This is a genomic window from Micromonospora rhizosphaerae (assembly GCF_900091465.1).
Lineage (GTDB): Bacteria > Actinomycetota > Actinomycetes > Mycobacteriales > Micromonosporaceae > Micromonospora > Micromonospora rhizosphaerae.
Map to the genome: position 1 here is coordinate 4,848,020 of NZ_FMHV01000002.1, position 12,587 is coordinate 4,860,606.

10 protein-coding genes are annotated in these 12,587 nt (G+C 70.5%); 1 reads left to right on the plus strand and 9 read right to left on the minus strand.

Annotation, left to right across the window (positions count from 1 at the left end):
* Positions 1–93: 93 nt before the first annotated feature.
* Complete coding sequence (locus tag GA0070624_RS22785) at positions 94–2,499, plus strand: low temperature requirement protein A (protein ID WP_091344358.1); 2,406 nt, start codon at positions 94–96, stop codon at positions 2,497–2,499.
* Here the strand turns inward: GA0070624_RS22785 and GA0070624_RS22790 are convergent.
* The 9 genes from GA0070624_RS22790 to GA0070624_RS34940 all read right to left on the minus strand — a co-directional run bounded on the left by GA0070624_RS22790 (position 2,477) and on the right by GA0070624_RS34940 (position 12,493).
* Positions 2,477–3,073, minus strand: a complete 597-nt coding sequence (locus GA0070624_RS22790) for a GNAT family N-acetyltransferase (RefSeq protein WP_091344362.1) — start codon at positions 3,071–3,073, stop codon at positions 2,477–2,479. The genes GA0070624_RS22785 and GA0070624_RS22790 overlap by 23 nt on opposite strands.
* A gap of 20 nt (positions 3,074–3,093) precedes the next feature.
* A complete protein-coding gene (locus GA0070624_RS22795) occupies positions 3,094–3,663 on the minus strand; it encodes a UPF0158 family protein (RefSeq protein ID WP_218105260.1) in 570 nt (189 codons plus the stop codon).
* A gap of 8 nt (positions 3,664–3,671) precedes the next feature.
* A complete protein-coding gene (locus GA0070624_RS22800; protein ID WP_091344368.1) occupies positions 3,672–4,370 on the minus strand; it encodes a response regulator in 699 nt (232 codons plus the stop codon).
* Positions 4,367–6,919: a sensor histidine kinase gene (locus GA0070624_RS22805; protein WP_091344372.1), complete on the minus strand. Its 2,553-nt coding sequence runs from the start codon at positions 6,917–6,919 to the stop codon at positions 4,367–4,369. The genes GA0070624_RS22800 and GA0070624_RS22805 overlap by 4 nt, the downstream gene beginning before the upstream one ends.
* 103 nt (positions 6,920–7,022) lie before the next feature.
* Positions 7,023–7,904 (minus strand): potassium-transporting ATPase subunit C, encoded by an 882-nt coding sequence (locus GA0070624_RS22810; protein WP_091344375.1) that lies wholly within the window; start codon positions 7,902–7,904, stop codon positions 7,023–7,025.
* Positions 7,904–10,096 (minus strand): potassium-transporting ATPase subunit KdpB, encoded by a 2,193-nt coding sequence (gene kdpB / locus GA0070624_RS22815; RefSeq protein WP_091344377.1) that lies wholly within the window; start codon positions 10,094–10,096, stop codon positions 7,904–7,906. Before kdpB ends, GA0070624_RS22810 begins: the two co-directional genes overlap by 1 nt.
* A gap of 20 nt (positions 10,097–10,116) precedes the next feature.
* Positions 10,117–11,772, minus strand: coding sequence for a potassium-transporting ATPase subunit KdpA (kdpA, locus tag GA0070624_RS22820; protein ID WP_091344379.1), 1,656 nt, complete (start codon positions 11,770–11,772; stop codon positions 10,117–10,119).
* Positions 11,772–11,861, minus strand: a complete 90-nt coding sequence (gene kdpF / locus GA0070624_RS22825; protein ID WP_091344381.1) for a K(+)-transporting ATPase subunit F — start codon at positions 11,859–11,861, stop codon at positions 11,772–11,774. The genes kdpA and kdpF overlap by 1 nt, the downstream gene beginning before the upstream one ends.
* A 245-nt stretch (positions 11,862–12,106) precedes the next feature.
* Positions 12,107–12,493 (minus strand): hypothetical protein, encoded by a 387-nt coding sequence (locus GA0070624_RS34940; RefSeq protein ID WP_176731825.1) that lies wholly within the window; start codon positions 12,491–12,493, stop codon positions 12,107–12,109.
* Between the last annotated feature and the right edge of the window lie 94 nt (positions 12,494–12,587).

A 12,587-nucleotide genomic window follows, 5' to 3' on the forward strand; every position in this document is an offset into this window, starting at 1 on the left:
CACGGCCGGAAGCGGCATGATGTTCGGGTCGGACTCTCGTCGGGAGTTTCCGGATCGCCCGCTGGCTGTCCGCCCCGTTGACAGAGTAGGTGGGTGGCGAACAGCGAGTCGGCGGCGGGTCAGATTCGCTCCGGGCCCGCCAGGCGGATCCAGCTCTCCGCAGGCGGCCGTGGTGTCACCCGGGTGGAACTCTTCCTCGACCTCGTCTTCGTCTACGCCTTCCTCAACGTCACCAACCTGATGGCGGCGAACCTGCACCCCGAAGGGCTGCTTCAGGGTGCGGTGGTGGTCCTGCTGCTCTGGCGGTGCTGGGTGTCGTTCACCTGGCTCGGCAACGTCGTTCGGCTGGATCGCGGACTTCTGCCACCGATCGTTTTCGCACTCGCGGTGACCCTGCTGCTGATCGGTGTGGCTATTCCGGAGGCGTTCCGCGACCGCCCGGGTGGCTGGCCCGGTCCGCTCGTCTTCGTGGCCGGCTTCCTGCTGGCGCGCGCCGGCGCCCTGCTGATCATGACCTACGCCCGCTGGGACATTGAGCATGCGCCGCGGCCCGTCCGGCGGGCCTGGCTGCCGGTGTGCGCCAGCGCGCCACTGCTGCTGGGCGCCGCCCTGCTCCCTGCACACCTGCCCTGGAACGTCGAGGACTTACGGTTGGCCCTGTTCCTGATCGCCGCCGCTGTCGATTACACCGGCCTGCGGGCCGTGGGCCAGGGCAACTGGCAGATCAGATCCGTACGGCACTGGGCCGAGCGGCACAGCCTTGTCGTGCTCATCGCGCTGGGCGAGACGATCATCTCGGTCGGGATCAGTCGAGGCCTGGCCGGTGGCCCCCCGATCACCTGGTCGGTGATCGGGGGCTCGGTGCAGGGAATCGTCGTGGTGGCCGTGCTGTGGTGGGCCTACTTTGACCTCGCACAGCCCGCCGCGGAGCAGGCTATGGAGCGGATATCGGGCACCGGCAGGTCGGTGCTGGGCCGCGACGCGTACGACATTCGGCATCTGCCGATGATCGGCGGCCTGGTCCTGCTCGCGCTCGGCCTGAAGCACGCCCTCGCCACCACCGAACCCTCCACTGCCCACCTGTGGGACAGGACGCACGTGCTCATTCTCTACGGCGGGGTCGTCCTCTATCTGCTCGGCCTGATCGGGCTGGAGCGGCGCACCATTCGCCTGTTGGGGCGTAGTCCGATCCTTGGCGTCCTACTGCTGCTCACCCTGCTCCCGATCGCCCTCCGGTTGCCGGTGCTGGGCGTGCTCGGGCTGCTCGCCGCAGCGGTCGCCAGTATGGTGCTGGCCGACCTGACCCTCTTCGGCGGGCGGCACCGCGCGCTGCATAGGGCGGTGGAGCCCGGGGTCCGCGCTGCCGCGGCCGTGACGCCCAAGGAACTCTTCTTCGACCTGCTGTTCGTGTACGCGTTCATCCAGGTCACGGTCCTGCTGACGCGCCGACCGTCCGTGGTCGGGCTGGTCCAGGGGATGGCCCTTCTGGTCCTGCTGTGGTGGGCCTGGTGCTGCTACGCCTGGCTGGCCAATGTGGTCCGGAGCGAGGCGGCGGTGGTGCGGTTGGGCATGCTTGTGGCCGCGGCCCTGACGCTGGTGGCCGGCATCGCCATTCCGCAGGCGTTCGATCGTGTGCCAGGCGGGCTTCCGGGTCCGCTCATCTTCGTGACCTGCTACCTGGCGCTCCGCGTTCTGCACCTGGGCTCGTTCTGGCTGGTGACACGCCGGGATCCGGCACTGCACGGGCAACTACGGCGGGCCGTTGTCCCCGCCGGCGCGGCTCTGGTCCTGCTGCTCTGCGCGTCGCTGTTCATTCCGGCGCAGGAGCCGATCACTCCAGTCGGCACCGCCCTCTGGGTAACGGCAGTGGTGGTCGACCTCGGAGGCGGTTACCTGGTCGGACCGCGTAGCTGGCAGGTTCGATCGGTCGAGCATTGGACGGACCGCTTCGCGTTGATCATCCTCATCGCGCTCGGGGAAGCGGTCATCTCGACGGGGGTGGCGTTGGGCTCCCGGCCGATGTCCGGCTCGGTCATCACCGCCGTCCTGCTCAGCTCCATCCTCCTGGCCGCCCTGTGGTGGACCTATTTCGACCGGGACGCCGCAGCCGGACAGCGGGCCCTGCAAACCTCGACCGAGCTACGTCGGGCAACTTTCGCTCGGGACGCCTACACCTACCTGCACCTGCCCTTGGTCGTGGGACTGATGCTGGTCGCCTTCGGTCTGCGAACCACGCTGGCCCACGTGGGAAGTTCATCGGCCGCCGGGCCGACGGCGCTGGGACACTACACGCTGTTCTGCGGCGTGATCATCTATCTGCTCGCCGACCAACTGATCTGGGCGCGAACCCGACATCAGCTCCGCTGGCGGCAGGTGTTCGGGACCCTGGTCGTGGCGGCACTCGCCCCGCTGACGACACCGCTGCCGGCGCTCCTGAGGCTGGCTCTACTCACGGCCGCGACTGTCGGTCTCACCGTCATGAGCTCGGCCCACACCTGATCCCGGTCGACTGTTGCATGATCCAAATCGTCAACGGCTCGGCCGTCACCGGGAGCATCACCTCCCAGCCGGCGCGGCGGTACACCTCGACGTTGGCGGGGTTGCTGGTTTCCAGGATCGCCGGCAGGCCGTCCACGGCGGCGCGGCGCAGTCCGGCCCCCATGACGGCGTGGCCCCAGCGGCGGCCGGCGTGCTCGGGGTGGGTGCCCAGGACGCCGAGGTACCAGAACGGGGTGGACGGCAGTGCGGCGTGCACGGCCTGGTCGTAGGCGTTGACGCGGGCCAGCGCGTCGGCGGGGAGTTGAGCCGCCAGGCTCTCGTCCGGCGGCCCGTGCCCGGCTGCGGGGGCGTCCCACATCGCGACCGCAGCACCGTGCCCGATCGTCCAGATCGTTCCCTGGCGCACCCGCTTGTCGAAGAGGTGCCCGAAGAACGCGGCCGCGTAGCGCGGGTAGGTGTCACGGTCGGGAAACAGGTAGCGCAGGACCGGATCGTTGGCGAACGCGGCGACCAGCGAGCCGATCACCCGGCCACGGTCTGCCGGGGTGGCCACAGTGATCTCAGGTGCGGTCACAGCTTCTGGCGCCGTTCGCCTCACGGCAGGTCCGGCTCGGCGTGCTCAGCCCGGAGGCCGCCTGCTGCGTGGTCATCGACAAGGGAGTTGTCGAGCAGCCAGTCGATTGCGCGGCGGGTTGCCCGAGCTCTGCGGAAGGCGTACCAAGCCGGCAGAAGGTGCGGGTACTCCTCGTGCAACTCGTCCTTGAACCGGCGGAAGGCGTCTCTGCCCTGGATCGCCCGCCGCAGCCTGCGTCCCGCTTGCTCGTCCCTGATCCGCTCGACGAAGTCGGCCATGTCGCGGTACCAGACGGAGGGCGGCAACGGCTCGATGGGGACCAGATCCAGCTCATCGAGATCCACGGGTGTCTCGCCGTCGATCCCGCCCTCGGCCGTCCACAGCACTGTCTCCCCGGTCTCCGGATTGATCAGCCAGCGATGCTCGTACGTGCTCTGGTCCGCCAAGGCGGTCGCGATCTCCTCGAGATCGAGGTTGCGTGCATCAAGCATCTGTCCGCTCCCGGGTGCGCGTCGTAGGCACGGTAGCCCGTGCAGTGCGGCGGCGATGCCCCAGCTTCGCGATGCTCCAGGGATCAGCAGTAGCGGCATCGGGCCGGTCAGGGCCGGTAGCGGTAGCCCATGCCCGGTTCGGTGATGAGGTGCCGGGGGCGGGCGGGGTCGTCCTCGAGCTTGCGCCGGAGCTGGGCCATGTACTGGCGCAGGTAGTTGGTCTCGTGCTGGTACTCCGGGCCCCACACGTCGTGCAGGAGCTGGCGTTGGCTGACCAGCTTGCCCGGGTTGCGCAGCAGCTTCTCCAGCATGGCCCACTGAGTGGGGGTGAGCCGGACCTCGGCCCCGTCGTCCCGCGTGACGGTGCGGTCGACGAGGTTGACCGTGTGCCGGCCCACGCGCGGCGCAGCGGTGACGGCGGTCGCGGCGGCATCGGCGGGCGTCACGGCGAGGCGGCGGGTGACGGCGCGGATTCGGGCGAGGAGTTCGTCGACGCCGAAGGGCTTGGTGACGTAGTCGTCGGCGCCGGCGTCGAGGGCCGCGACCTTGTCCTCGCTGCCGGCCCGGCCGGAGAGGACGATGATCGGGACGGTGGTCCAGCCGCGCAGGCCCCGGATCACCTCGACGCCGTCGATGTCAGGCAGGCCGAGGTCGAGCACCACCAGGTCCGGCGGGTGGCTGGCCGCGGCCTTGAGCGCCCCGGCGCCGGTCTCGGCGACGTGGACGTCGTAGCCGCGGGCGCGGAGATTGATCCGCAGTGCGCGCAGGATCTGCGGTTCGTCGTCCACGACCAGGATGCGGGTCATTCCTGCGGCCCTTCCGACGTGGTCGGGGTGGCGGCGGGCAGCCGCAGCACCATGGTCAGTCCCCCACCCGGGGTGGTCTCCGGGGTGATGCTGCCACCCATCGCCTCGGCGAGGCCGCGGGACAGGGCGAGGCCGAGACCGACGCCGGTCTGGTTGTCCCGGTCGCCGAGACGCTGAAACGGCAGGAAGACGTGCTCCCACTGGTCCTCGGGAATGCCCGGCCCGATGTCGATGACCCGTAGCTCGACCTGGCCGGCGTGGGCGCTGGCGGTGATGGTGGGCGGCCGGCCGGGCGGGCTGTAGCGCAGTGCGTTCGCGACGATGTTGACCAGCACGCGCTGCAGCAGGCCCGGGTCGGCGACGGCGGCCGGGAGATCGGCGGGGATGTCGGTGGTCACGTCTGCCGCCGCCGGTCCCAGCTCGTCCAGGGCCCCGGGTACGGCGTCCTCCAGGCCGATCGCGGTGGCGGTGATGCCCAGCACGCCGGCCTGCAGGCGGCTCATGTCCAGCAGGTTGGCGACCAGCCGGCCGAGCCGGTCGAGGGACTCGTCCGCGGTGGCGAGCAACTCCTCCCGGTCCTCGGCTTCAAACTCGACGTCGTGGCTGCGCAGGCTGCTCACGGCCGCCTTGGCGGACGCCAGGGGTGTACGGAGGTCGTGGCTGACCGCGGCGAGCAGGGCGGTGCGCATCCGGTCGGCCTCCGCCAGGGGCCGGGCGGTCGCGGCCTCCTCGGCCAGCCGTTCCTGGCGCAGCGCGAGGGCGGCCTGAGCGGCGAACGCCTCGACGATGCGCCGGTCGGCGGCCTCGAGCCGCCGACCGCTGAGCACGACGGTGAGCCGCTCGTCCACCGGCACCGTGGTCTCTCCCGCGCTGGGACTGCACGGTGGCGCCTCGCCGACACTGGCCACCACCCGCCAGGCACCCTCCTCCCGCTCCCGGCCGGGTCGCCCCTCGGCGTCGGCGGCCAACTCGAGGACGCTGACCGCGCGCAGCCCGAAGGTCTCCCGCAGCCGGTTCAGCAGCGCCGGCAGCGGCCGCTCGCCGCGCAGGACGCTTCCGGCCACCGTGGCCAGGGTCTGCGCGTCGGCGGACGCGCGGGCCGCCTCCCGCGTCCGCCGGGCGGCAAGGTCGACGATCCAGCTGACCGAGACGGCGACGCCGACGAAGACGCCGAGGGCGAGCAGGTTCTCCGCCTCGGCGATGGTCAACGTGTGCAGGGGCGGGGTGAAGAACCAGTTCAGCAGCAGGGACCCGCCGAGTGCGGCCAACAGCGCCGGCCACATACCTCCGACCAGGGCGACGCCGACGACGCCGGCGAGGAAGAGCAGGATGTCGTTGGTCAGGGAGAGGTCCGGCAGCGCCTTCAGCAGCAGGGTGAGCAGCGGCATGCCGAGCAGGGCCAGCGCGAAGCCGAGCAGGCGCCGGCGCCGCGACAGCGCCGCCGGGACGGCCGCGGCGCGCCGCCCGCGGCCGGCCTCCGGATGGGTGACCAGGTGTACGTCGATCGGGCCGGACTGGGCGGTCGTGGTGACGCCGACGCCGCGGGAGAACAGCTGCGCGAACCGGCCCCGGCGGCTCGCGCCGAGGACCAGCTGGGTGGCGTTGACGCCGCGGGCGAAGTCCAGCAACGCCTCGGGGATATCGGCACCGAGCACCTCGTGGTACGTGCCGCCGAGGCTCTCCACCAGCACCCGCTGCCGGGCGAGCTGGGCCGGATCGGCGCCGGCCAGTCCGTCGGCGCGGGCCACGTGCACGGCGAGCAGGTCGGCGCCCTTGCTGCGGGCGGCGATCCGGGCGGCCCGGCGGATCAGCGTCTCGCCTTCCGGCCCGCCGGTGAGCGCCACCACCACCCGCTCGCGCGCCTCCCAGGGCTCCGAGATACCGTGCTGGGCGCGGTACCGGTCGAGCTGCTCATCGACCTTGTCGGCCAGCCAGAGCAGGGCCAGCTCGCGGAGCGCGGTCAGGTTGCCCACCCGGAAGTAGTTACCGAGCGCGGCGTCGATCTTGTCGGGGCGGTAGATGTTGCCGTGCGCCATCCGCCGGCGCAGCGCCTCCGGCGTCATGTCGATCAGCTCGACCTGTTCCGCCGCGCGGACGATCTCATCCGGCACGGTCTCGCGCTGGGTGATGCCGGTGATCTGGGCGACGACGTCGTTCAGCGAATCCAGGTGCTGGATGTTGACGTTGGACAGTACGGTGATGCCGGCGTCGAGCAGCTCCTGGATGTCCTGCCACCGCTTTTCGTTGCGGGAGCCGGGCACGTTGGTGTGCGCGAGCTCATCGACCACCGCGACCTCGGGCCGGCGGGCCAGCAGCGCGTCGAGGTCCATCTCGGTGAACTCGGTGCCCCGATAGTTGATCGTCCGGCGCGGCACCTGCTCCAGGTCACCGATCATCGCCGCGGTGTGCTTACGGCCGTGGGTCTCGACGAAGCCGATCACCACATCGGTGCCGCGCTCCGCCCGGCGGTGCGCCTCCTCCAGCATGGCGTAGGTCTTGCCGACGCCGGGCGCAGCACCCAGATAGATCCGCAGCTCTCCACGTGCCACGCGGACATCCTCTCGCTCTGCCGGCCGCCCGGTCACCCGGACGACATTCTGCCGATCGCCGAGCGGGGGCCACCGAATGCCGGTGGCCCCCGCTCGGATTGGGTCAGCCGACCGGGTACTTCTTGTCGAGGGCGACGTTCAGTTCCAGCACATCGACCCCGGGTGCACCCATGAAGCCCAGCGCCCGGCCGTCGGTGTGCTCGGCGACCAGGCGGCGGATCTCCGCCGGGTCCGCGTGCCGCTCGCGGGCGACCCGGGTGACCTGCAACTCGGCGTACGCCGGGCTGATGTGCGGGTCGAGGCCGCTGCCGCTGGCGGTGACCGCGTCGGCGGGCACGGCCGGGTGGGCGGGAGCGTCACCACGGACCGGGGTGATCAGCCCGCCGGCCGCGACGTAGTCCTCGCCGGGCTTCGCCAGCTCCACCGGCACCCCCTGGTACGAGGAGATGAACGGGGTCGCCGGCGCGACCTGGTTGACGCTGACCACGCGGGTGATCGCGCCGGTCAGGCCGTTGGCGTGGAACACCGCCAGCACCGCACCGACCCCGTCGGGGGTGCAGTACGGGCGGCGCCCGTCGACGCCGTCGAGCTCGCCGATGGCCTTGCTGCGGACGCAGACCTGGGTGAGCAGGCTCTGCGTGGAGTCGTCGGGATTCGGGGCGATGGTGTCGACCACGCTCTCCGGGCCGAGGTTGCTCGCGGCGGTGGAGGTGGGGTCGTAGCCGTCGCCGGCGGCCGACGGGCGGGACTGGAAGTAGCGCGGGACGGGGTTGCCGTCCGCGTCGGTGAAGGCCTGGCCGATCAGGGCGCTGCCGACGGTCTTTCCGTTGACCGTGACGAGGGAGCCGTCCGCCTTGTCGTTGAGGCCGGGCAGCCGGCCGACCGCGACCAGGGCGAGCGGGTAGGCCAGTCCGAGCAGGACGGTGAAGACGAGCAGCGCGCGCAGAGCGGCGAGGTGCTGGGCGAGCCAGGTGGGTAGGCGCATCACGAGATCCCCGGGATGAACTGGATGAGCAGGTCGATGAGCTTGATGCCGATGAACGGCACGATGATGCCGCCGAGGCCGTAGCGCCACAGGTTGCGGCTGAGCAGCTTCGACGCGCTCGCCGGCCGGTACCGCACGCCCCGCAGGGCCAGCGGGATCAGCGCGACGATGATGATCGCGTTGAAGATGACCGCGGACAGGATCGCCGACTCGGGGCTGTGCAGGCGCATGATGTTCAGCGCGTTCAGACTCGGGTAGATGACGGCGAACATCGCGGGGATGATCGCGAAGTACTTCGCGATGTCGTTCGCGATGCTGAACGTGGTCAGCGCGCCCCGGGTGATCAGCAACTGCTTGCCGATCTCGACGATCTCGATCAGCTTGGTCGGGTCGGAGTCGAGGTCGACCATGTTGCCGGCCTCCTTGGCGGCCGACGTGCCGGTGTTCATCGCCACCCCGACGTCGGCCTGGGCCAGCGCCGGCGCGTCGTTGGTGCCGTCGCCGGTCATCGCGACCAGCCGGCCGCCCTGCTGCTCCTTCCTGATCAGGGCGAGCTTGTCCTCCGGGGTGGCCTCGGCGAGGAAGTCGTCCACTCCGGCCTCGTCGGCGATCGCCTGGGCGGTCCGCGGGTTGTCACCGGTGATCATGACGGTGCGGATGCCCATCCGGCGCATCTCGTCGAACCGCTCCCGCATCCCCGTCTTGACGATGTCCTTCAGGTGAATGACGCCGAGGGTCCGGGCCGGTTGGCCGTCGAGGTGCTCGGCGACGACGAGCGGCGTACCGCCGATGCCGCTGATCTCGTCGACAAGCTGGCCGACCTGCTCGGTCGGGTGGCCGCCGTTCTCCCGCACCCACTTCATCACCGCCGCCGCGGCGCCCTTGCGAATGCGGCGTACCCCGCCGTCGACGCTCTCGACGCCGAGGTCGACGCCGCTCATCCGGGTCTGGGCGCTGAACGGGACGAAGGTGGCGTTCGCGATCAGGCCGGGCTCGCGCTCGCGGAGCCCGAACTCGTTCTTGGCGAGCACCACGATCGAGCGACCCTCGGGGGTCTCGTCGGCCAGGCTCGACAGCTGCGCCGCGTCGGCCACCTCGTCCGCCGTGACGCCCTCGACCGCCAGGAACTCGGCGGCCTGCCGGTTGCCAAGGGTGATCGTGCCAGTCTTGTCCAGCAGCAGCGTGTTGACGTCGCCGGCCGCCTCGACCGCGCGCCCGCTCATCGCGAGCACGTTGCGCTGCACCAGCCGGTCCATGCCGGCGATGCCGATGGCCGACAGCAGCGCGCCGATGGTGGTCGGGATGAGGCAGACCAGCAGGGAGACCAGCACGATCCCGGTCACCCCGGCGTTGGTGATCGCCTGGGTGTCAGGAGCCGCCGCCTGGTAGCCCTTCGAGAAGATGGCCAGCGGCTGGAGGGTGACCACGGCCAGCAGGAAGATGATCGTGAGTGCGGCGAGCAGGATGTTCAGCGCGATCTCGTTCGGCGTCTTCTGCCGGCTGGCGCCCTCGACCAGGGCGATCATCCGGTCGATGAAGCTCTCCCCCGGCTTCTGGGTGATCTTCACGATGATCCGGTCGGAGAGCACCTTGGTGCCGCCGGTGACCGCACTGCGGTCGCCGCCGGACTCCCGGATGACCGGAGCCGACTCGCCGGTGATCGCGGACTCGTCGACGCTGGCAATCCCCTCGACCACGTCCCCGTCACCGGGGATGATGCCCCCGGCCTCGACCAGGACGATGTCGCCCTGCTTGAGCTCCGGCGCGGGGACGGCCTCGTCGCGGTAGGTGTTCGCCGCCGCGCCGGGCGCCCAGCCGAGCAGGCGGGTGGCGACGGTTTCCTTCCTCGCCTGCCGCAGGGCTGCGGCCTGGGCCTTGCCCCGGCCCTCGGCGACCGCCTCGGCGAGGTTCGCGAAGACCACGGTCAGCCAGAGCCAGACGGTGATGGCCCAGGCGAAGACCGACGGGCTGGTCACCGCCAGGACGGTGGTGAACGCGGCGCCGATCTCCACGATGAACATCACCGGGTTGCGCCACAGCGTGCGGGGGTCGAGCTTGCGCAGCGCGTCGGGCAGGGACCGGATCAGCTGCTTCGGGTCGAGCAGGCCGGCGCCCACCCGGTTGCCATGGGTGGCCGGGGTGCCGGCGATCGGCTCCTCTTCGGTGCCGGATGTCACGGGCGTGACGGACATGTCCTTGTTCCTCATAGTGGTCACAGCCCCTCAGCGAAGGGGCCGAGCGCGAGCGCGGGTAGGAAGGTCAGCGCGACGAGGATCACCGTCACGCCGACGACCATCCCGACGAAGAGTGGTCGGTGGGTCGGCAAGGTGCCCTCGGAGGCGGGGGTGGGCTTCTGGCGGGCCAGCGAGCCGGCCAGGCCGAGCACGAAGATCATCGGCAGGAACCGGCCGAGGAGCATGCAGATCCCCAGTGCCGTGTTCCACCACGGGGTGTTGACGGTGATCCCGGCGAACGCGGAGCCGTTGTTGTTGCTGGCCGAGGTGAACGCGTAGAGCACCTCGGACAGGCCGTGCGGTCCGACGTTGAGCGCGGTGGCGTTGTTGCCGGTGGCGAAGGCCGCGGCGGTGCCGACCAGCACCAGGGCCGGGGTGATCAGGAAGTACAGGGAGGCCATCTTGATCTCCCGCGAGCCGATCTTCTTGCCGAGGTACTCCGGGGTCCGGCCGACCATCAGCCCGGCGACGAACACCGTGATCACCGCGAGGATCAGCAGGCCGTAGAGGCCGGAGCCGGTGCCACCGGGCGCCACCTCGCCGAGCATCATGTTGACGATCGGCATCATCCCGCCGAGCGCGGTGAAGGAGTCGTGGAACGAGTTCACCGCGCCGGTGGAGGTGAGCGTGGTCGCCGCGGCGAAGGTCGCAGAGTTCGACACGTCGAACCGGACGTCCTTGCCCTCCAGCGCGGCGCCGATCGCCTGCGGGACGGTGCCGTGCCCGGCCAGCTCGAAGACGTTGGTCAGGGTGATGCTGGCGAGCGCCAGGGTCGCCATGACGGCGGCGATCGCGTAGCCCTGGCGGTTCTGGCCGACCATCCGGCCGAAGACCCGGGGCAGGCTGAACGGGATCACCAGGAGCAGGAAGATCTCCAGCCAGTTGGTCCAGGTGGTCGGGTTCTCGAACGGGTGGGCGCTGTTGGTGTTGTAGAAGCCGCCGCCGTTGGTGCCGAATTCCTTGATCACTTCCTGGCTGGCCACCGGCCCGCCGGTGATGTGCTGCGTGCCACCGGTCAGCGTGGTCACGTCGACGCCGTCGGAGAGGTTCTGCACCGCGCCGCCGATCATCAGGACGATCGCGCCGAGCACCGCGATCGGCAGCAGGATCCGCAGGGTGATCCGGGTCAGGTCGACCCAGAAGTTACCCAGCTCCCCGGTCCGGCTGCGGGCGAAGCCACGCACCAGGGCGACCGCGACGGCAATACCCACCGCGGCGGAGAGGAAGTTCTGCACCGCCAGGCCGGCCATCTGCACCAGGTGGCCCATGGTCGACTCACCCGAGTACCACTGCCAGTTGGTGTTGGTCACGAACGAGACCGCGGTGTTCCACGCGCCGTGGGTCATCACCGGGTCGAAGCCCAACGAGAGCCACAGGTGGTTCTGCAGTCGCTGGAAGGCGTACAGGAACAGGATCGAGACGGCGGAGAAGGCAAGCACGCTGCGGGCGTAGACGCCCCAGGACTGCTCGGCCGCCGGGTTGACGCCGACAAGGCGGTAGATGCCGCGCTCGATGCGGGAGTGCCGGGTGCCGGAGACCACCCGGAACATGTAGTCGCCGAACGGCTTGTAGGCGGCGACCAGCGCCGCCACCAGCACCAGGACGAAGATGACGCCGGCTGTCGTCGTGCTCATCAGAAACGCTCTGGGAAGAGCAGGGCGGCGACCAGGAAGATGCCCAGGCCGATCGCCAGTACCAGACCGACGGCGTTGACGGCGCTCACAGCTTCTCCACACCCCTCACCACGAGGGTGAGCGCCGCGAACAGCGCCACCGTCAACAGCACGAACAGCAGGTCAGACACAGCTGACTCCTCATAGCTGACTAGTTCTCACGACCGCCTTCCGGTCGCGCCGGGCAATCAAAACGCCCCTGACCTTGGAAGGACAGGCTCTATAACGCGACCATGACGGCGAACCGCCGATTCTTGACGCCTTTTTGACGGGGCCTGCTGATCGGGTGAGGGCCGTCACAGGTTGCCGTCACCCGGCGACCCGATCGACCTCATGTGGCGGTACCCGGTCCCGAGCGCGGCGGCCAAGGCGATCACCGCGGCGTACGACCAGGCGTGTCCGCCGCCGGTCAGCTCGCCGAAGCGGTGCGCGAGGAACCCGACGAACGTGGCCGTCGCCAGTGCCGTCACCGCAGCGACCGCCCGCAGGTCCGCCACCAGCGCCGCATAGGCGCCGGCGGCGACGGCCATGAGGACGGCCCGTGGCGGCAGCTCCGCCGGCGGGAACATGGCCGCGGCCAGCAACGCCACCCCGACCATCACCACCCAGCCGACCGCCACGCTGACCCCCGTCGGCGTCGGCTCCCCGTACGTCGCGCCCTTCTGAACTCGATCGACAGTCACAGCACGCCTCCGGCGGCAACGAGGGCCCGCACCTCAGGCCCGCCTGTGGCCAATACCAGTCCGGTCCATAGCCGCCGTCGATGGCTTTCACGGA

Coding starts and splice junctions, on each gene's coding strand:
- kdpA (WP_091344379.1), bottom strand. CDS start 11,772: ATGAGCACGACGACAGCCGGCGTCATCTTCGTCCTGGTGCTGGTGGCG.
- GA0070624_RS22800 (WP_091344368.1), bottom strand. CDS start 4,370: ATGACCCGCATCCTGGTCGTGGACGACGAACCGCAGATCCTGCGCGCA.
- GA0070624_RS22810 (WP_091344375.1), bottom strand. CDS start 7,904: ATGCGCCTACCCACCTGGCTCGCCCAGCACCTCGCCGCTCTGCGCGCG.
- kdpB (WP_091344377.1), bottom strand. CDS start 10,096: ATGTCCGTCACGCCCGTGACATCCGGCACCGAAGAGGAGCCGATCGCC.
- GA0070624_RS22795 (WP_218105260.1), bottom strand. CDS start 3,663: ATGCCGCTACTGCTGATCCCTGGAGCATCGCGAAGCTGGGGCATCGCC.